At 61.4% G+C, this 19,802-nt stretch carries 19 protein-coding genes; 7 read left to right on the top strand and 12 right to left on the bottom strand.

What is annotated here, in order from left to right:
• Positions 1 to 161: 161 nt before the first annotated feature.
• Complete coding sequence (locus tag Q7U29_RS10620) at positions 162 to 671, bottom strand: OsmC family protein (RefSeq protein ID WP_304741136.1); 510 nt, start codon at positions 669 to 671, stop codon at positions 162 to 164.
• Positions 672 to 940: 269 nt separating this feature from the next.
• On the opposite strand from Q7U29_RS10620, the gene Q7U29_RS10615 reads away from it, so the two are divergent.
• From Q7U29_RS10615 to Q7U29_RS10605, 3 genes are all read left to right on the top strand, one after another.
• Complete coding sequence (locus Q7U29_RS10615; RefSeq protein WP_304741134.1) at positions 941 to 3,733, top strand: [protein-PII] uridylyltransferase; 2,793 nt, start codon at positions 941 to 943, stop codon at positions 3,731 to 3,733.
• Positions 3,734 to 3,876: 143 nt separating this feature from the next.
• The gene (locus Q7U29_RS10610; RefSeq protein ID WP_304741132.1) at positions 3,877 to 4,239 is read left to right on the top strand and encodes a DUF1304 domain-containing protein; all 363 of its coding nucleotides are present in this window, start codon (positions 3,877 to 3,879) and stop codon (positions 4,237 to 4,239) included.
• A gap of 129 nt (positions 4,240 to 4,368) precedes the next feature.
• Positions 4,369 to 5,595: an ABC transporter substrate-binding protein gene (locus Q7U29_RS10605; RefSeq protein WP_304741131.1), complete on the top strand. Its 1,227-nt coding sequence runs from the start codon at positions 4,369 to 4,371 to the stop codon at positions 5,593 to 5,595.
• 131 nt (positions 5,596 to 5,726) lie between these two features.
• Here Q7U29_RS10605 and Q7U29_RS10600 read toward each other — a convergent pair whose 3' ends face one another.
• Complete coding sequence (locus Q7U29_RS10600; RefSeq protein ID WP_304741130.1) at positions 5,727 to 6,152, bottom strand: DUF1330 domain-containing protein; 426 nt, start codon at positions 6,150 to 6,152, stop codon at positions 5,727 to 5,729.
• 144 nt (positions 6,153 to 6,296) lie between these two features.
• On the opposite strand from Q7U29_RS10600, the gene Q7U29_RS10595 reads away from it, so the two are divergent.
• Positions 6,297 to 8,540, top strand: coding sequence for a PBP1A family penicillin-binding protein (locus Q7U29_RS10595; protein WP_304741129.1), 2,244 nt, complete (start codon positions 6,297 to 6,299; stop codon positions 8,538 to 8,540).
• On the opposite strand, the gene Q7U29_RS10590 is transcribed toward Q7U29_RS10595, so the two are convergent.
• The 6 genes from Q7U29_RS10590 to Q7U29_RS10565 all read right to left on the bottom strand — a co-directional run bounded on the left by Q7U29_RS10590 (position 8,537) and on the right by Q7U29_RS10565 (position 13,206).
• Positions 8,537 to 8,686 carry a hypothetical protein gene (locus tag Q7U29_RS10590; protein WP_304741128.1) on the bottom strand — a complete coding sequence of 50 codons (150 nt, stop codon included), beginning with the start codon at positions 8,684 to 8,686 and terminating at the stop codon, positions 8,537 to 8,539. The genes Q7U29_RS10595 and Q7U29_RS10590 overlap by 4 nt on opposite strands.
• Before the next feature lie 98 nt (positions 8,687 to 8,784).
• Positions 8,785 to 8,976, bottom strand: coding sequence for a hypothetical protein (locus tag Q7U29_RS10585; RefSeq protein ID WP_304741126.1), 192 nt, complete (start codon positions 8,974 to 8,976; stop codon positions 8,785 to 8,787).
• A 75-nt stretch (positions 8,977 to 9,051) separates the two neighbouring features.
• Positions 9,052 to 9,891: a M48 family metallopeptidase gene (locus tag Q7U29_RS10580; RefSeq protein WP_304741124.1), complete on the bottom strand. Its 840-nt coding sequence runs from the start codon at positions 9,889 to 9,891 to the stop codon at positions 9,052 to 9,054.
• Positions 9,892 to 10,130: 239 nt separating this feature from the next.
• Positions 10,131 to 11,459, bottom strand: coding sequence for a polyhydroxyalkanoate depolymerase (locus tag Q7U29_RS10575; protein WP_304741123.1), 1,329 nt, complete (start codon positions 11,457 to 11,459; stop codon positions 10,131 to 10,133).
• A gap of 137 nt (positions 11,460 to 11,596) precedes the next feature.
• Positions 11,597 to 12,409 (bottom strand): ABC transporter permease, encoded by an 813-nt coding sequence (locus Q7U29_RS10570; protein WP_304741138.1) that lies wholly within the window; start codon positions 12,407 to 12,409, stop codon positions 11,597 to 11,599.
• Positions 12,410 to 12,411: 2 nt separating this feature from the next.
• Entirely contained in the window at positions 12,412 to 13,206 is a 795-nt protein-coding gene (locus tag Q7U29_RS10565; RefSeq protein WP_304741121.1) for an ABC transporter ATP-binding protein, read from the bottom strand.
• A 154-nt stretch (positions 13,207 to 13,360) separates the two neighbouring features.
• Between Q7U29_RS10565 and Q7U29_RS10560 the strand changes: the two genes are divergently transcribed.
• The 3 genes from Q7U29_RS10560 to Q7U29_RS27705 all read left to right on the top strand — a co-directional run bounded on the left by Q7U29_RS10560 (position 13,361) and on the right by Q7U29_RS27705 (position 16,177).
• Positions 13,361 to 14,728 (top strand): ActS/PrrB/RegB family redox-sensitive histidine kinase, encoded by a 1,368-nt coding sequence (locus tag Q7U29_RS10560; RefSeq protein WP_304741119.1) that lies wholly within the window; start codon positions 13,361 to 13,363, stop codon positions 14,726 to 14,728.
• Positions 14,729 to 14,841: 113 nt separating this feature from the next.
• On the top strand, positions 14,842 to 15,396 hold the full coding sequence (locus tag Q7U29_RS10555; RefSeq protein ID WP_304741117.1) for an ActR/PrrA/RegA family redox response regulator transcription factor: 555 nt from the start codon (positions 14,842 to 14,844) through the stop codon (positions 15,394 to 15,396).
• A gap of 49 nt (positions 15,397 to 15,445) precedes the next feature.
• Positions 15,446 to 16,177, top strand: a complete 732-nt coding sequence (locus Q7U29_RS27705; protein WP_370691730.1) for a uracil-DNA glycosylase family protein — start codon at positions 15,446 to 15,448, stop codon at positions 16,175 to 16,177.
• A gap of 92 nt (positions 16,178 to 16,269) precedes the next feature.
• Here the strand turns inward: Q7U29_RS27705 and Q7U29_RS10550 are convergent, their stop codons facing one another.
• From Q7U29_RS10550 to Q7U29_RS10535, 4 genes are all read right to left on the bottom strand, one after another.
• On the bottom strand, positions 16,270 to 16,962 hold the full coding sequence (locus tag Q7U29_RS10550) for a hypothetical protein (RefSeq protein ID WP_304741115.1): 693 nt from the start codon (positions 16,960 to 16,962) through the stop codon (positions 16,270 to 16,272).
• A gap of 294 nt (positions 16,963 to 17,256) precedes the next feature.
• Positions 17,257 to 18,261, bottom strand: coding sequence for a HEPN domain-containing protein (locus Q7U29_RS10545; RefSeq protein WP_304741113.1), 1,005 nt, complete (start codon positions 18,259 to 18,261; stop codon positions 17,257 to 17,259).
• Positions 18,262 to 18,466: 205 nt separating this feature from the next.
• Positions 18,467 to 18,730, bottom strand: a complete 264-nt coding sequence (locus Q7U29_RS10540; protein ID WP_304741111.1) for a hypothetical protein — start codon at positions 18,728 to 18,730, stop codon at positions 18,467 to 18,469.
• A 576-nt stretch (positions 18,731 to 19,306) separates the two neighbouring features.
• Positions 19,307 to 19,802: L,D-transpeptidase (locus Q7U29_RS10535; protein ID WP_304741109.1), on the bottom strand; the 496-nt coding region annotated here is incomplete at its 5' end.

Genomic DNA, 19,802 nt, shown 5'->3' with positions numbered 1-19,802 from the left:
CAAACGGGTGATCAGCATCCTCGGAGTACCGGCGCTGCTGGAAGCGCTGGAGCCCTCTACCGCCTGACGAAGATTCTTGTGCCCTCCGTAAACGCCGCCGTGTCCTAATCCAAAAAAACCGCGACTTCTCACACAGCCTGGTTCGCAGGGACGACAAGCGATCACACCCTTTGCATCGACACCGAAACCTTCGGGCCGTTCTTGATGGTCTGGTAGACCACGCAATAGCGCTCGGTGAGTTTCAGCAAGAGATCGAGCTTGTCCTGCGGCGCATCGGTGTCGACCTCGAACTTGAGCCGGATTTCGGCGAAACCGACCGGCGTTTCCTTGTCGATGCCGAGCGTGCCGCGGAAATCGAGATCGCCCTCAGCGGTAACGTCGCCCTTTCTCAGCGGCACCTCGATGGCGGTCGCCACCGACTTCAAGGTCACGCCGGCGCAGGCGACCAGGGCTTCCAGCAGCATGTCGCCGGAGCACAGTTCGAGCCCGGAGCCGCCGGTTCCCGGGTGCAGGCCGGCAATCGCCAGCGCGCGGCCGGTCTCGACCTTGCAGGCGATACCTTCGTTCTCGATCGAGCCCCTGGCGGTCAGCTTGATCATCGCGGTCTTGGGATCGGACTTGTAGCGTTCCTTGATCGGGGCCTGGGTGGCGCGGAGTTCGGCGGCGTCCATTTTTTCTCTCCCGGGGATTATCGCGAACTGGATGTACCGGGTCAGCGAACGGATGTCACTCTTCCCGCCAGCGCGGCAGTTCGCCAGGCTATCGAAAATACATTTTGTTTCAATGAGTTAATTGAGACGTCAAGGCAAAAATACATACCCATGGCGCGTTGCGACGAGAGCCGATTCATTCAAGGCTGGGGGAACGCGGCATGGACCTGCTGTTATCGGGCGGGAATCTCCCGTGACAGGTTCGGCGCGGTCCGATATCGGGTTAGGATATGGACAATCTCGTGACCCAGCCCCGCCCCGACATCGACGACCGTTTTGATACCCCGCGGATCACAGCGGCGGTGGACGAACTCGCCGCCAAACATGCCGGCCGCGAGGATGTTTTTCGCTCCGCCATGGCGCAACTGCTGAAAGCGGAAATGATCGAGGCCCGCGCGGTGGCGCAGGCCGTGCTGCTGAAGGACCGGCACGGGCGGCGCTGCGCCGAACGGCTGTGCTTCGTGCAGGACGAGATCATCCGCATCCTGTATTCCGCCGCCACCCGCCATCTCTACCGCTCGCCGGTTCCCTCCGGCGCCGAGCGCATGGCGGTGGTCGCCACCGGCGGCTATGGCCGCGGCCTGATGGCGCCGGAATCCGATATCGATCTGTTGTTCATCCTGCCCTACAAGCAGACCGCCTGGGGCGAGCAGGTCGCCGAGGCGATCCTGTATTGCCTGTGGGACATGGGGCTGAAGGTCGGCCACGCCACCCGCTCGGTCGATGAATCGATCCGCCAGGCGCGCGGCGACATGACGATCCGCACCGCGATCCTCGAGACCCGCTTCCTGACCGGCGACCAGCCGCTCTATGACGAGTTGGTCGAACGCTTCGACAAGGAAGTCGTGCAGGGCACCGCGGCCGAATTCGTCACCGCCAAGCTTGCCGAGCGCGAGGAGCGGCACCGCCGCGCCGGGCAGTCGCGCTATCTGGTCGAGCCCAACGTCAAGGACGGCAAGGGCGGCCTGCGCGACCTGCACACGCTGTTCTGGATCGCGAAATACGTCTACCGCGTGCGCGAGACCGACGAGCTGCTGGAACACGGCGTGTTCGACGCGCAGGAATACCGCACCTTCCGGCGCTGCGCCGATTTCCTGTGGTCGGTCCGCTGCAACATCCATTTCTTCTCGGGCCGTGCCGAAGAACGGCTGTCGTTCGACATGCAGCGCGAGATCGCGATCCGGCTCGGCTATACCTCGCATCCCGGCATGCAGGACGTCGAACGCTTCATGAAGCACTATTTCCTGGTCGCCAAGGACGTCGGCGACCTCACCGCGATCCTGTGCGCCAAGCTGGAAGACCAGCAGGCCAAGCCGGCGCCGGTGCTGAGCCGGATGATGGCGCGCTTGAGGCCTTCAAACAATCGGCGCCGGGTTCCCGACAGCGACGACTTCATCATCGACCACAACCGCATCAATCTCGCGGCACCCGACATCTTCAAGCACGACCCCGTCAACCTGATCCGGATCTTCCGGCTGGCGCAGAAGAACAATCTCGCCTTCCACCCGGACGCGATGCGCACGGTGACGCGGTCGCTGAAGCTGATCAACACCCAGCTGCGCGAAAATCCCGAAGCCAACCGGCTGTTCATGGAGATCCTGACGTCGAACGACGCGGAGATCGTGCTGCGGCGCATGAACGAGACCGGCGTGCTCGGTCATTTCATCCGCGCCTTCGGCAAGATCGTGTCGATGATGCAGTTCAACATGTATCACCACTACACGGTCGACGAGCACCTGTTGCGCTGCGTCGGCTACCTGCAGGACATCGAGCGCGGCGGCAACGACGAGTTCACCGTCGCCAGCGACCTGATGCGCAAGATCCAGCCCGAGCACCGCGCGGTGATCTACATCACGACGCTGCTGCACGACATCGCCAAGGGCCGGCCCGAGGACCACTCGATCGCCGGCGCCAAGGTGGCGCGGCGGCTGTGCCCGCGGCTCGGCTTCAGCGCCGCCGACACCGAACTGATCGCCTGGCTGATCGAGCAGCATCTGACGATGTCCACGGTGGCGCAGTCGCGCGACCTCTCCGACCGCAAGACCATCGAGAATTTCGCCGCCGTGGTGCAGTCGGTCGAGCAGATGAAGCTCTTGACCATCCTGACCACCGCCGACATCCGCGGCGTCGGGCCCGGGGTCTGGAACGGCTGGAAGGCGCAGCTGTTGCGCACGCTGTATTACGAAACCGAACCGGTGCTGACCGGCGGCTTCTCGGAAGTGAACCGCGCGCAGCGCATCGCGGTGGCGCAATCGGAATTCCGCGCCGCCTTCACCGAATGGCCGGAAGCCGAGCTCAACGCCTATATCGGCCGGCACTATCCGGCCTACTGGCTCAAGGTCGAACTGGCGCGCAAGATCCGCCATGCCCGCTTCCTGAAGGCCAGCGAACAGGCCGAACACAAGCTCGCGATCAATGTCGGCTTCGACGAGGCGCGCGGCGTCACCGAACTGACCATCTTCGCCGCCGACCATCCCTGGCTGCTGTCGATCATCGCCGGCGCCTGCGCCTCGGCGGGCGCCAATATCGTCGATGCCCAGATCTACACCACCACCGACGGCCGCGCGCTCGACACCATCGCGATATCGAGGGAATACGACCGCGACGAGGACGAGGGACGCCGCGCAACCCGGATCGGCGAAATGATCGAGGACGTGCTGGAAGGCAAGTTGCGGCTGCCCGAAGTGGTGGCGCGCCGCGCCGCCGGACGCAAGACGCGCCCCTTCGTGGTGGAGCCGGAAGTCACCATAAACAATCAATGGTCGGACCGCTACACCGTGATCGAGGTGTCCGGCCTCGACCGGCCGGGCCTGTTGTATCAGCTGACCACGGCGATCTCGAAACTCAACCTCAACATCGCCTCGGCGCATGTCGCGACCTTCGGCGAGCGCGCCCGCGACGTGTTCTACGTCACCGACCTGCTCGGCGCCCAGATCAACGCGCCGACGCGGCAAGCCGCGATCAAGAGCGCGCTGATCCATCTGCTCGCGAACGAAGAGAGCGTGGCGCAGCCCGCGGCGTAGAGCGTTGGTTACGCGCACTGACCTCACAACGCGTCGTCCCCGCGTCGAGCCGCACCGGGCCCATCGCACTCTTCACGGGAACCGTGCTAGCGTCCACCTGAAATCCGGCTGTCGTGTCTCGATCGTATCTTGGGGGAACGCACATGATCTGGATCGCCAATCTGCTGGTGGCGCTGGTCGCCGTCCTGCATGTCTATTTTCTGGTGCTGGAGATGTTCCTCTGGCAGAAGCCGCTGGGCCTGAAGACCTTTCGCAACTCGCCCGAGAAAGCCGCTGAAACCGCGGTGCTGGCCGCCAACCAGGGCTTGTATAATGGATTCCTTGCCGCCGGCCTCGTTTGGGGGCTGTGGCACAGCGCGCCGGCGTTCGGATTCCAGATCAAGGCGTTCTTTCTGCTCTGCGTGATCGTGGCCGGCGTCTACGGCGCCGCCACCGTCAGCCGCCGGATCCTGTATGTGCAGGCGGCGCCCGCCGCGATCGCATTGGTCCTGCTCTGGCTGGCGTAAATTCGATCACCGTTCCGGCCGGCATCGTATTGCCATGCCACAACCGTTCATTCAGTATCTTGCCAGCGTTGGCGTCCGCCACAGCGGACAAGACCAACGGCACAATAAGCAGATGAGGAAAGCAACGATATGAGGAACGGTATTTTTCAGTTCGTCACCGGGACGGCAGTTGCCATCGCGCTGTCGGCATCGCCGGCATCGGCGCAGAAGAAATATGACACCGGCGCGACCGATACCGGGATCAAGATCGGCCAGACCAATCCATTCAGCGGCCCGGCTTCCGCCTATGCCACGATCGGCAAGACCCAGGCCGCCTATATCAAGATGATCAACGACCAGGGTGGCGTCAACGGCCGCAAGATCAACCTGATCCAGTATGACGACGCCTACTCACCGCCCAAGGCGGTCGAGCAGGTGCGCAAGCTGGTCGAGAGCGACGAGGTATTGCTCACGTTCCAGCTGCTCGGCACGCCGTCGAACGCCGCCGTGCAGAAATATCTGAACGCAAAGAAAGTGCCGCAGCTGTTCGCCGCCACCGGCGCGTCGAAATTCACCGACCCGAAGAACTTCCCGTGGACGATGGGCTTCAACCCCAACTATTTCGTCGAAGGCCGCATCTACGGCCAGTACATCATCAAGAACTATCCGAATGCCAAGGTCGGTATCCTCTATCAGAACGACGACCTCGGCAAAGACTACGTGAACGGCATCAAGGCCGGCCTCGGCGACAAGGCGGCGAAGATGGTGGTCGCGGAAGCCTCCTACGAAGTCTCCGATCCGACCGTCGATTCGCAAATCCTCAAGATCAAGGACGCCGGCACGGACCTGTTCTTCAGCGCCTCGACGCCGAAGCAGGCGGCGCAGACCATCAAGAAGCTCGCCGAGCTCAACTGGAAGCCGGTGCATATCCTCGACATCAACGCCACCTCGGTCGGCGCCGTGATGAAACCGGCAGGGCTGGAGGCCTCCAAGGGCGTGATCAGCGTCAACTACGGCAAGGATCCGCTCGATCCGACCTGGAAAGATGACGCCGGCATGAAGAAGTATTTCGAGTTCATGGCGAAATACTATCCCGATGGCGACAAGGATTCGAGCTTCAACTCGTACGGCTACTCGACCACGCAATTGCTGATCCACGTGCTGAAGGCGTGTGGCGACAACCTGACCCGTGAGAACGTCATGAAGCAGGCCACCAGCCTGAAGAACGTGCAGCTCGACCTGTCGCTGCCGGGCATCGTCGTCAACACATCGCCGACCGATTACCGGGTCAACAAGCAGTTGCAGATGATGAAGTTCAACGGCGAGCGTTGGGAGCTGTTCGGCCCGATCCTCGAAGACACCGGCCCCGCGGGCTAGTCTTTCCTGTCCTCGACAGGCGATCGGCGGCCTTTCGCGAGGCCGCCGATTTTTTGTGGGGTGGGCAAAGGCACGTCTTCGCGCCGTGCCCACCAACTGCCTTCCGTGATCAGGTCCTACGATTCGCCGATCTATTCCGGAATTTCACCGAAATTCTTTCCGATCGGCAACACCGCGTGCCGGATCAGCCGCGAATCCTCGACCGCCGCCTGCCGGTGTTTCACCGCCTCGCGGTAGACCGGGTCGCGAATCATCTCCGCGAACGCGGCGACGCTGGGGTATTCGGCGATGAAGCAATGATCCCAGCGCTCCTCCTGGGGTCCGATCAGCATCAGTTCGAAGCGGCCCTGCCACACGATCCGACCGCCCAGCCGCTCGAACACCGGCCCGCTTTCCCGGCCATAGGCCGCGTAGGCTTCCGCGCCGGAGGCCTGGCGGCCGTCGGGATAGGCGGCCTGCGCGCGCAGCCTGACCAGATTCAGCATGTGGATCGGGCCGGGCCGGTCATTGGCCCGAAATTGCGCGAATACTTCCCTGGTCGGATCGATATGGCCCATGCAATTCCCCTTTGTCTCATTTGGCTTTGCCCGGCTTTTAGCACGCGCCGCCGCACCTCCTAATTGCGCGTTAACCTCTCGCTAACCGGCCCTTAAATCCCGCCCGCTAGCGTGCGGCAGGACCGGTGTGGGCGGCGTTGGCGTATGGCGTGGGGACGGAAAAAGAGCGGCGGACGCAAGGAGCCGCAATTCGGGCTCGCCGCATCGCTGAGCGAGCTGCGCCTCGGCCCGCAGGACCGCGTCGCCAGCGGCGGCGACGAGCCGAAGAAGAAACCCTCCGCAAAGCGCAAGGCCAGCGATTCCGGCGACGATGCGCCGCGCGAACGCAAGCCGCGCGCGAAGGCGGCGAACGGCAAGCGCAAGTCCAGGACCCGCGCCCGCAGCGGCCTCGGCCGCCTGGTCTATTGGGGCGCGGTGCTCGGCCTCTGGGCCGTGATCGCAGCCGTCGGCGTCTTGATCTGGGTCGGCGCGCATCTGCCGGCGATCCAGTCGCTTGAAATCCCGAAACGGCCGCCGACGATCCAGATTACAGGCTTCGACGGCAGCGTGCTGGCGACCCGCGGCGAAATGGCCGGCGCCAATGTTTCGCTGAAGGATCTGCCACCCCATCTGCCGAAAGCATTCATCGCCATCGAGGATCGCCGGTTCTACTCGCATTACGGGATCGATCCGGTCGGCATCGCACGCGCGGCCGTGGCCAACATCCTGCATCGCGGCGTCTCGCAGGGCGGCTCGACGCTGACCCAGCAACTCGCCAAGAACCTGTTCCTGACCCAGGAGCGCACGTTCATGCGTAAACTGCAGGAAGTCGAACTGGCGCTGTGGTTGGAGCGCAAGCATTCCAAAACCGAGATTCTCGAGCTCTATCTCAACAGGGTCTATTTCGGCTCCGGCGCCTATGGCGTGGAGGCCGCGGCCCAACGCTATTTCGGCAAGCCGGCGAAGAACGTCACGATTGCCGAGGCCGCGATGCTGGCGGGCCTGGTCAAGTCGCCCTCCCGCCTCGCGCCGAACCGCAACCCGGAAGGCGCCGAGAAACGCGCCCAGACCGTGCTTACCGCAATGGCCGACGCCAATTTCATTACCGATGCGCAGGCGAAGGCCTCGATCGGGCAACCCTCCTACAATGTGAAGGCGGCGGGCGCCGGCACCATCAATTATGTGGCGGACTGGATCGGCGAAGTGCTCGACGACCTGATCGGCCAGGTCGACCAGAACATCGTGGTCGAAACCTCCATCGACCCGAAGCTGCAAAGCGTGGCTGAAGCCGCCATCATCGACGAACTCGCGGCAAAGAGCGTCAAATTCAATGTCACCCAGGGCGCGCTGGTGGCGATGACGCCCGATGGCGCGGTGCGCGCCATGGTCGGCGGCCGCAATTACGCCGAGAGCCAGTTCAACCGCGCGGTCACCGCGAAGCGCCAGCCGGGCTCGGCATTCAAGCCGTTCGTCTATCTGACGGCGATCGAAGCCGGATTGACGCCGGAGACGACCCGGCAGGATGCCCCGCTCGACGTCAAGGGCTGGAAGCCCGAGAACTATACCCACGAATATTTCGGCGCGGTGACGCTGACGCAGGCACTGGCGATGTCGCTCAACACGGTGGCGGTGCGGCTCGGCCTGGAAGTCGGCGCCAAGAATGTGGTGCGCACCGCGCACCGGCTCGGCATTTCCTCGAAACTCGAAGCCAATGCCTCGATCGCGCTCGGCACCTCGGAAGTCTCGCTCAACGAACTGGTCGGCGCCTATGCGCCGTTCGCCAATGGCGGACGGGGGTCGACCCCGCATGTCGTGACCAGGATCCGCACCTCCGAGGGCAAGGTGCTGTATGTCCGCCCCACCGACCAACTCGGCCAGGTGATCGATCCGCGCCATGTCGCCATGATGAACAGCATGATGCGGGAAACCCTGCTCTCGGGCACCGCGCGCAAGGCGGAAATCCCGGGCTGGACGGCCGCCGGCAAGACCGGCACCAGCCAGGATTTCCGCGACGCCTGGTTCATCGGCTACACCGCCAATCTCGTCACCGGCGTCTGGCTCGGCAATGACGACAACTCGCCGACCAGGAAGGCCACCGGCGGCGGATTGCCGGTCGAGGTCTGGACCCGCTTCATGCGCACGGCCCATCAGGGCGTGCCGGTGGCTGCTCTGCCGAACGCGCGCCAGGGTGGCTTCCTGACCAACCTCATTCAGTCGGCATCGCAAGTCAGCGCGCCCCCGGCGGCGCCAACCCAGGCACAATCCCAGGCACCGGTTCCGCTGGCGCCAATCGCGTCGGGCAACGCCTATCGTCCGCCGCCGCCGACACGCGCATCCAACCCCTCGGCGCGGCCGGAAGCGGCGGCGGGTCTGGACGGCTGGCTGGTGGACCGGCTGTTCGGACGCTAGGTCAGATGGAAGTCCGCATGGGTATCGATGACAGGCGGAAATGGAGTCGACGCCGGCAGGCCGAGATAAAGAGCCTTCGTTCCGTAGTCCGCCATGAACTGCGCCCCGGCATTGTCGGCGATGAGACGACCGGCGAGATCGAGCAACAGCGCAGGCCTCGTAAAGCCGTTGACCGTATAGGCGGGAATGATGGTTCCGGCGGGATCGTTGACCGAGAGACCGTTGAACGTCGCATGGATGCCGGTCAGATCGGCGGCGTAAGTTCCGTCCCGGCCGACACCTGGCCGATCACGCCGTCGAACAGCGTGGAGACCGGGCTCGACATGCCCGCGTGAAATCGTGGATTCTGCCGCAGGATCGCTGACAGCAGCGTCGAACCCGCACGCGGCAGGCCGGAGATGAAGTGGAATGTGCGGTTCGAGGTTGGGATGGACACGGAATGCTCCTGCTTTGCCGCAACGTCGCACGTTGCGGCTTCAGGAGACAAGCGCGGCGGTCACGATCTTCTTCGCTACTCCTGAATCCCGTAGCGGTGCAGGTCGTTGCCGTGGGTGTCGAGCCAGGTCTTGGCGCGCTCGACATGGCCGCATTCCCGCGCAACCACCCGCCAGAACCGCGCCGAATGATTCATCTCGACCAGATGCGCCACTTCGTGGGCGGCGAGATAATCGAGCACGTAAGGCGGCGCGAGGATCAGGCGCCACGAGAACGACAGTGAGCCGGCCGAGGTGCAGGAACCCCAGCGGCTCGACTGGTCGCGGATCGACAGCCGCTTGACCTTGACGCCATAAACTTCGGCATAGGCCTGCGCGGCCTTCTGCAGATCGTTGCGCACTTCGCGCTTGAGATAATCGTGGACCCGCCGCTCGATATGCTCGGCCCCGCCGGCGACGCAGATGATTCGCTCGCCGCTGTCGCGGATTTCGGTCCACACGGTGCCGCGGATGCCTGCGCGATGCACGATCTTGTGCGCGACGCCACGCAGCGGCACCACGGTACCCGGAAGAAAGGGTGCTGCCTTCGGCAACCGGCCGAGACGCGCGGCAATCCAGCCGCCATGACGCTGTGCAAAATCCTTGGCGTCGGCGATGGTGCCACGCGGCGGCATGGTGAGGATCGCTTCACGGTCGCTGGGATGAATACGCAGGGTATAACGCCGCGCGCGGCGGTGCCGGCGCAACCTAATCGAATAGATTTGCGAGCCGTGCTTGACGAGGAGTCGAGAGGGTTCGGCAGGCCGCCGATAAAGGAGCGCGCGAGTAGCCATATCTGCAAGTCCGGGGAGCAAGAGTTCGCCCGGATTCTGCCATATCCGCCGCCAGTGAAATCGCTCGGCGCAAAAACAAATCATTTGCCCAATATACAGGGGCAGATCGCCATTCCGACCCCATAGGATGGGCCTGGAACTCAAATTTTTGGGCGGAACCGGGGCTGGCCACGGCCCTGAAAGAATGAAATCGAACTCATTCTTTCAGGAAGCTGCGAATCCGGATTTCCTTGCATCAATTCAGAGGGTTAACGATTGCGCCGAATCAACGCCGCAACCACCATGTGAACCGCGAACTCGCTTTGTCGCGGTTCGATCGAGGTCTATTCCGCCGCGGCAACCAATGCAGGCTTCCTGTTCGCCGCCGACAGCATGAAATCGGAAATGCGTGGCACGATTTCAGATTTGAAGCGCGAGCCGTTGAAGACGCCGTAATGGCCGACGCCCTTTTGCACGTAATGCACCCGGCGATGGTCTGGAATCGAACTGCACAGCGCGTGCGTCGCTTCGGTCTGTCCGAGCCCCGAAATGTCGTCGTTCTCGCCTTCGACCGTCATCAGCGCCACGCGCGAGATCTTCGACGGGTCGACCAGCTTGCCGCGATGGGTCATTTCACCCTTGGGCAGCGCATGCTTGACGAACACGGTATCGACGGTTTGCAGATAATATTCCGCCGAGAGGTCCATGACCGCGAGATACTCGTCATAGAACTCGCGGTGCTTGTCGACCAGATCGCCGTCGCCCTTCACCAGGTTGTTGAACAGCGCCTTGTGGGCATCCTTGTGGCGATCGAAATTCATGCTGATGAAGCCCGAGAGCTGCAGGAAGCCCGGATAGACGTCGCGCATCACGCCGGGATGCGGAAACGGCACCTTGGTGATGACGTGGCTGCGGAACCAGTCGATGCCCTTCTCCGCCGCCAGATTATTGACGGCGGTCGGGTTGCGGCGGGTATCGATCGGGCCGCCCATCAGCGTCATCGAGACGGGAACGAAGGGGTCGCGCTCGGCCTCCATCACGGAAACCGCTGCCACCACCGGCACCGAGGGCTGGCACACCGCGATCACATGCATGTTGTTGCCGAGCGTCTGCAGCATCTCGATGACGTAATCGACGTAGTCGTCGAGATCGAAACGTCCCTCGGTCAGCGGCACCATCCGCGCATCGGCCCAGTCGGTGATGTAGACGTCATGGGTCGGCAGGAAAGCCTCGACCGTGCCGCGCAGCAGCGTGGCGTAATGACCGGACATCGGTGCCACGATCAGCACCCGCGGCGCCGGCGCGCGCAGCGGCCTGGTCAGCTTGCGGTCGAAATACAACAGCCGGCAGAACGGCTTTTCCCACACGACGCTGATTTCAATCGGGGTGCGGACGCCGTTGACCTCGGTGTCGTTGAGGCCCCATTCCGGCTTGCCGTAACGGCGCGTGGTGCGTTCGAACAGTTCGCAGCCGGCGGCGATGGATTTGCCGAGTTCGGTGTGCGACCACGGATTGAGCGGATTCTGAAACAGGATCTTGGTGGCGTCGGTCACGGCGCGCGCCGGGTTGAGCGAGGCCTGTCCCATTTCGTACATCCAGTACATCGGCGTCGTCAGCGCCGGACTGCCTTCGGCCACCAGGGGCGGCGGCGCGCCAAACTCACCAATCGGCATTTTGTCCTCAAATCTCATTTTGCATCGCAGCATACTGCCGAATGCGTAATTAAGCGTCAATGCACGGATCGGTATATCTACCTGCCAAAAAGTCTAAAGGTCCCCGAATTGCCCGGGATTCCTTGGGATAACCGAACTTATTCGCCGCTCTGGATCAGCGAGCCGTGGCGCCGGGCGCTGCGCAAAAGGGCAAGAAATCCCGCAAATGACGCGATAAGCAGCACCGCGTTGATCGCCAGCGCCTGAAACATCAGGTCGGCGCGAAACACCTTGTCGATCATCAGCGCCCGCATGCCCTCGAACACATAGGTAGGGGGCAGCGCCCAGGCGATGTATTGCAGCCAGTGCGGCAGCACCGATACCGGGTAATAGACGCAGGCCAGCGGCATCACCCCGAACATCAGCGTCCAGACGATGCTCTCGGCGCCGAGGCCGTTGCGCAGCACCAGCCCGGACACGAAGATCCCGAGCGACCAGCTGGTGAAGATCAGATTGCAGAAGAACGCGATCAGCGGCAGGCCGAAGCCGAGCAGGTTGAAGTCGAAGAAGATCATCGCCAGCAGCGTCATCGGAATGACGCCGATCGCCAGGCGAATGAGACTCATGGCCATCAGCGCCAGCAGAAACTCGATCGGCTTCAAGGGGCTCATCATCAGGTTGCCGAGATTGCGCGCCCACATCTCCTCCAGAAAGGAGATCGAAAAGCCGAGCTGGCCTCGAAACAGGATGTCCCACAGGATCACCGCGCCGATCAGGGTGCCGCCGGCCTGGGCGAAAAACCCGGCATTCTGCGAGATGTAGTTCTGCAGAAACCCCCAGGTGATGATCTGCAGCGCGGGCCAATAGATCAGTTCCAGCAGCCGCGGCCACGACGACAGCAACAAATACCAGTAGCGCAGGATCATCGCGTAGATGCGATGCGGCGCGATGCCTCCTGGCAGCACCAGCATGCTCACGATGCGCCCTCCTGCTGGCGGCCGCGCGCGACGTCGAGAAACACTTCCTCCAGCGTCGTCCGGTTGTAGCGGGTCATGATGTTGTCGGGGCTGTCGTCGTCCTCGATGCGGCCGGCCTTCATGATGATGACGCGGTCGCACAGGCGTTCGACTTCCAGCATGTTGTGCGAGGCCAGCAGGATGGTCGCGCCATGGGTCTTGCGGTAGGTCAACAGATGCTGCCGGATCCAGTCGGCGGTATCGGGATCGAGCGACGCGGTCGGCTCGTCCAGCAGCAACAGCTCGGGCTGGTTGATCAGCGCCTTCGCCAGCGCCACGCGGGTCTTCTGGCCGGCCGAGAGCTTGCCGTTGGCGCGGTCGAGGAAATCGCCGAGATCGAGATCGGCGGCGAGCTCATCGATGCGCTGGCGCAAATTCCCGACGGCATAGAGCCGGCCGAAGATGGTGAGATTCTGCCGCACCGTGAGCCGCATCGGCATGTCGACATAGGGGCTTTCGAAATTCATCCGCCCCAGCACCTCGGCGCTCTGCTCGGGCATCGCACAGCCCAGCACCTGGATCTTTCCTGAAGTGGGCAGCACCAGCCCCATGATCATGGCGATGGTGGTGGTCTTGCCGGCGCCGTTGCCGCCGAGCAGCCCGGTAATGCTGCCGCGCGCAATGGCAAACGAGACGTCGTCGACGGCGCGGGTGGTCTTGTAGAGTTTTATCAGATGCGCGACGTCGATCGCCGCGGACATGCCGGAACCGGCGACTGGCAATGGGGGCGTGAGGGAGCCGTTATTGACCATGCGGGCCGTTCATTGGGCCATCGCCGTGGCCAGCGCAAGACAGCCGAAAGGCCCCCCGAACCAAAAAGGTCGAAAACGAGCCCATGCAAACAAAGGAACCCGTTGGACTCCCTGGCAATTTGTGGTCGGCCCCTGGCGCGGCTAAGGTCCTGGGATGAACGACGTCGCAGCCTCCGATTTTCGCCATCCGCGCGACTATGTCCGTCTGGACACCATCCTGCGGCTGCGCTGGCTCGCCGTGCTCGGCCAGCTCGCCGCCATTTTCATCGTGGCGCAGGGGCTCGAATTCGACTTACCCGTGATTCCCTGCCTCACCGTGGTCGGCCTGTCCGCGCTGCTCAATCTGGTGCTGCAGATCGCCTTCAACCCGATGCAGCGGCTGCAACCGGTCTATGCGGCTGCTTTGCTGGCGCTCAACATCGTGGAACTGGCGGCGCTGCTGTTTCTGACCGGCGGCCTGCAGAACCCGTTTTCGTTCCTGTTCCTGGCCCCGGTGCTGATCTCGGCGACGGCGCTGCCGATCCGGCTGACGATTGCGCTCGGCGCCCTCGCGGTGGCCTGCGCCTCGGCGCTGGTGTTCTTCCACTTGCCGCTGCCGTGGGAGGGCGAGGAGCCCATGGAGCTGCCGCAGATCTATCTGTTCGGGGTCTGGCTCTCGATCCTGCTCGCGATCGGCGTCACCAGCCTGTATGCGATCCAGGTCACCGAGGACACGCGAAAACTTTCCGACGCGCTGGCCGCCACCGAACTGGTGCTGACGCGGGAGCAGCATCTGACCCAGCTTGACGGCCTGGCTGCCGCCGCCGCGCACGAGCTCGGCACGCCGCTGGCGACCATCTTCCTGATCTCGCGCGAGCTGGAGAAGGGCGCTGCCGCCGACAGTCCGATCGCCTCCGACCTCAAAACCCTGCGCGAACAGACCCAGCGCTGCCGCGATATCCTCGGCAAGATCACGCAGCTGTCGTCAACAGGCGCGCCGTTCGACCGCATGCCGCTGTCGACGCTGATCGAGGAGGTGGTGGCGCCGCATCGCGATTTCGGCGTCGCGATCAAGGTCCGGATCGCGGTGGCGGGCGCCCGCGAGCCGGTCGGCACCCGCAACCCGGCCATCCTCTACGGTGTCGGCAACATCCTGGAAAACGCCGTCGATTTCGCGCGCAACACCGTGGAGGTGAACGCGTGGTGGAACAGCGAGACGGTCGAGATCGTGATTTCCGACGACGGCCCGGGGTTCGCGCCGGAGATCCTGAAGCGGATCGGCGAGCCCTATCTGTCGCGCCGGCGCGGCACCGAAGATCCCCAGGCCGGGCGCCGCGGCCTCGGGCTCGGCGTCTTCATCGCCCGCACGCTGCTGGAACGCACCGGCGCCAAAGTCTCGTTCCGCAACCGGACCTTTCCGGATCATGGCGCGGTGGTCCAGATCGCCTGGCCGCGCAGCCGTTTCGAGCAGACCCAGGACCAACTATCAGACGAACTACAAGACGGGCTGTCAGACGAAATATCAGATGAACCAGCGACTTAGGGCCGCACCGCAACAACGGGATGGCCTGTTAAATCGATCCGAGGCGGCCTTGGCAGCGCTGGGTCGCCGCGCCATATGATGGTAATGTTCGCCACATTGGGGATATCAGCACCTTGAACGCCACGCCCGAACTGACTGACCAGGCCGACCGCTCGCTCCTGATCGTGGAAGACGACAAGCCGTTCCTGGAGCGGCTGTCGCGCGCGATGGAAACCCGCGGCTTCACCGTCACCTCCTGCGACAGCGTGGCCGAGGGTCTCGCGCAGATCGGCAAGGCCGCCCCCGCCTTCGCGGTGGTGGACCTGCGGCTCGGCGACGGCAACGGCCTCGACGTGGTGTCGGCGCTGAAGCGCAAGCGCCCCGACGCCCGCGCCATCGTGCTGACCGGCTACGGCAACATCGCCACCGCCGTCACCGCGGTGAAGATGGGCGCGGTGGATTATCTGTCGAAACCCGCCGACGCCGACGACGTCGTCGCCGCGCTGCTGGCGAGCGGCACCGAGAAATCCGAACTGCCGCACAACCCGATGTCGGCCGATCGCGTGCGCTGGGAACACATCCAGCGCATCTACGAGATGTGCAACCGGAATGTTTCGGAGACCGCGCGAAGGTTGAATATGCATCGGCGGACGTTGCAGCGGATATTGGCGAAGCGCGCGCCGAGGTAACGGGAGGTCGTTGCTTGACGCGCAAAGGAATTGATTCGCGCTTTTTGCAATGAGACCTCCCGACAATGCGCGCGAGCGCCTTGTTATGTCGGCCCTGCCCCTGAAAGCCGGTATCCCGCGATCCATGTGCCATGTCGCTAAGTGCCAATACGCGGCATCGAACGTCGATTTGGAGATGAAAGAGGCCCCCAACTTGAGGTACCATCCATTTATGGATGATCGGCTTTCAAGACGCTGTGAATCGCATGTGCGGCAGCTCACGCAGTTAATTGATGATATGCGGTCGCCGGTTCGCGACGTCCCCGATATTGATCCGAACGATGGTGGGACCGATGCGCGCGCACTATTCTTTCTGGAGACGCCCGGGCCACAAGCAATAAATGGCTATGTATCGCGAGACAATTGCGACGATACAGCGAAGAATTTTTTAGGGGCCTGTAGCGAAGCAGGGCTAGATCGAAAGCAAACAGCTCTTTGGAACGTGTTCCCGTTTTGCCTTCCGGCAGGCAGACTAAATCCCACGACCTCTGAAATTCTGTCCTGCATCTCGCATACGCAGGCGTTCATCAACGCTTTTCACCAACTAGACGTGGTTGTTTTTTGTGGTAATTCTGCAAAAAAGGTGATGCCGAGATTGAACTGCGGGAAGGCCATAGTTCTGGAGACATTTCACACGGGAGCCCGGTCGCACCGGGTTTTGTATCAACGCGCGCACATCGAGATGACGTTTCATTTCGCAGCGGCGATAGTGAACAACAGTCGAGCACCCACACGCGCATAGGAACGGATCGGAAATCTTTAACATTTTCTGAATACGAGGCTGTTGACGAGTGCGTAGGATAGATGGAGCGAAAGCGATACCCATCCCACGACCTAGAGTTTTCTCATCAACTCAGGCCACTTCATAAGAGCTTCATCTACAAAATACTCCAGATTTCTCCGCTGGAAAGAAATTTCATAGGTTACCGTACAGATGGATACTGAGGGTTCGCCGCCTACCACCCACGGTCCGAGATGGGGCGCGTCGCTGTCTTCTTCGGCAATGTGAATATGAGCGATTAGTCCATCAAAATAGAAGCGAAAAAAGGGAACGGTTTGGTCTCCACGATCGTCGGAGGCTGGAATAACTTTGCTTGACGCTATGGGTGGCAGATTGTGAATCACGCCAAGAGTTGAAAGCTGGACAAGTTGTATCGGATAGAAATTTGGCATGCCGGGATCATCTGCAAGAAGCATGCACCGCAAACGCTCAACAGAATTTTGGGGAAGCGAGATTTCATCGAACTCGGGACGTGAGGTAACAGCTGCCCTCCAGAGTAAACTGAGAAAAAACAGGCGAAGTTTATTCCCATCGATTCCAGTTATAGACCTCACACCTACGCCAGTGCCATCGAATAGGTCATGGTTTCCAACTAGGGACTGCATTGGCCCCCAACCGCTCCACACAAGTTTATGCTTTCGTAATTCTGGAATGGCCCAATTGTCGTGCCGGGATAGAACGCTCTCACCTTCGGCAATTACTAACCGTTTGTCGTACCAACTGCTCCAGCGACGTGAAGGCGGCAAGCCCCCTCCTGCCTGAACGAATGGTAGCCCCTTCCCTTCTGGGCGGGTCAAAGCCTTTGGAATGAGATGGGCGTCAACAAACTGACCCCGCTTTTGTGTTAGTTTGCACACGCCTTCCACTGTCATCCCCGCGTAGCGGTCTAGAACAAATCGCAACCATTTATGAACAATCGAAGTGAGGCGGCGTCCGTCCCAGCGACAAAGTGAGAGAGGACCAGATCGAGATGATGCACGAACCTGACGACGTACAGCTTAGTAGGGCGCTCATTGTAACGAATCGGCATCTCCAGGATACTACTTGTCTGGTTGTATTCCGAAACTTGAGCGTGCTGTCTCAAACCGGTCCAACTGCCGCAAATACGCTTCAAGACTTCGCAGTCTTTCCATATTGAAGGACGTTTCATAGCCCATCAAGACGGCTCCCCGACCAGAGCCGTGACCCCACTCGGCGGTTTGAAAAGCACTTTCTCGACCTCGCCAGAGGCGCCAAGCGCGCTGAGCTTTGCGAAAATCGGAAAGATGGTCGCCATCGTCAGTTATACGATGTTCGATTGCTTTCTCTAATCTCTCGATCGCTCGATCACTGTTTGCGAGTCTGGTATATTGATTGTGGTTATTGTCTCGGGTCGACCGAGCGCTTAACTCTGGGATGAATTTTCGTAAACTCGCTTCGACATCTTTCATGTATTCGAGCGCACAATGAATAAATCTGAGAAGCTCTCGTTTTGAGAGAAGAGTTTCTAGCTGGTCTTCATACGAAAGATGTCGCGGTGTGCCGTGAACCAGTTCATTTCGCTTTTGGAACATCGTGTTGAGTTCTCTGGCAATCTCTTTCTTGGAAACGGATCGCCGTTGCAATGCTTCCTTCATCAAATCCGCCCATGACTTTCGAATGCGAGCGAGTAGGGAAGGGCGGGTTTCCTTGACTAAGTCCTCCAAAGTCGAGTCAATGTCGTCGAATGACGAAAAATTTCGACTGGTTGCGACGATATCCCCTATCGAGAATCGATGGACATTCGCTTGAAGAATGAGCGCGTAGTTTATTTTGAGGTCACGCAGGACGCGAGCGTCCGGATTGATGCGATCTGCCGAATAGTCGATGAAATGCTTCAGGACGGTTCGAGCAAACCATTCGACACAAGTCGCCGTGTTAATGAGGGCTAGTGGCCATAACGTTGACTCGTCATCTTCCTGCAAGATGCGCGACAACTGCCGGAGCCGCATGATCGAAATCTTCGGACCCTCGCTCAGGTCGGCATAGGAATCTTCAAAAATTGTTCCCTTATTCGAAGGTGGCATGCAGGATCCCCTTTTTGAAGTCTGTGTCGTTGAATTATTCGGTCGCATTACCTGGGCAGGCCCGTAGGCGGGTTAGCGCAGCGTAACCCGCCGATGAACGAAGCTTGAACGGCGGATCACGCTTCGCTAATCTACCCTACCGCGCTGTTGAGAGATTGCGACCCGCGAGATGTTGATGATGCATGCCCACCCCGCGCGGGCTTCTTTACTTCACTATGTGATAGCCCCAAGCATGGTTGGTGTGGATGAACTCATTGCCACCCTCCCTGTCGGAAAGTTTGCCCGCAACGCGAAAACGCGTCGGCACCTTGTGTGCATGACGCACAGCGCGGGGAAAGCGCACCCGCAAATGTTGCGGAAATGCTTGGCCCTCTATGCAGCGAACGTGAATGTCGCCGTGGAGGCCCGAACCGCTTTCATAGTAGGTCTCGACGATAATTTCCTGATAGGGCTCTTCCGGCTTGGCCATGGGCGCGCTCCAATAGCGGAATAAACCAACGTATCATGCAACGCCCGGTAGTAAAGGTGCGGCCCGCAGGGCGGGTTAGCGCAACGTAACCCGCCGATGCGGTTGGATGGCGGATTACCCTTCGCTAATCCGTTCTACGGGTCTTAATTGTCAACTTTAGCTGGCTGTGCCCATAGTTACCGAGGGCAAAAGCCGCTCGACATTCGAACCGATGAGCGAGGTAGAGACATGTCCATCTACGACCCAATAAGAATGCGGTTGGTCTCAGTTGGGGAGAGTTCGCTTGTCCTGTCCTTCGAGGAAATAGAGGAACTGATAGGGCAAACCCTACCAAAGTCGGCTCATGATTACGATGCATGGTGGAGTAATGAAGATCCCAACAAGACCACCCACACCCAAAGCAAGGCCTGGACGACCGCCGGCTTTGATGCGGAAGTGAATAGGGGGCGTCGCCAGGTTACATTTCGGCGTCGGCAACGTCGGTAGCCCGTAGTGCAGGTTAGCGCAGCGTAACCCACCAAGGCGCGAAGGTTCGATGGTAGATTACGCTGCGCTAATCCGCCATCCAGCCCTGAGTTACTGGACCTCGGCGATCTTCGGTCCAGATGAAAGCATCTGCGCGCTGGTTGCCGAGGGCCGATTCGATGGCAATGCCGGGTCCGGCAATCGGAAAGCGGCGTCGGGCGGCACTCCCTGCGACGGTCGACGGGCAACGGTCGTGGGAAGCACGATCACCTTGGCTCCGACTTTCACCCGTTCATAGAGGTCCGCGACATCCTCGTTGGTTAGCCGGATACAGCCGGACGAAACCCGCTTGCCGATCGTATCCGGCTTGTTGGTGCCGTGAATTCTATATTCGGTCTCGCCGAGATACATCGCGCGCGCGCCGAGCGGGTTGCCGGGCCCCCCCGCCATGAACCGCGGCAGATAAGGCTGACGCGAGACCATCTCCGCAGGCGGATGCCAATCCGGCCATTCCGCCTTGCGGGCCACGGTCTGCTCACCGGACCATGTGAAACCTTCGCGGCCGACACCGATGCCGTAGCGCATCGCCTGCCTGTCGTTCAGGACG

This window comes from Bradyrhizobium sp. (genome assembly GCF_030654605.1).
GTDB lineage: Bacteria > Pseudomonadota > Alphaproteobacteria > Rhizobiales > Xanthobacteraceae > Bradyrhizobium.
Note: the sequence above shows the minus strand (reverse complement) of the source record. Positions and strands in the feature narration are given on the sequence as shown.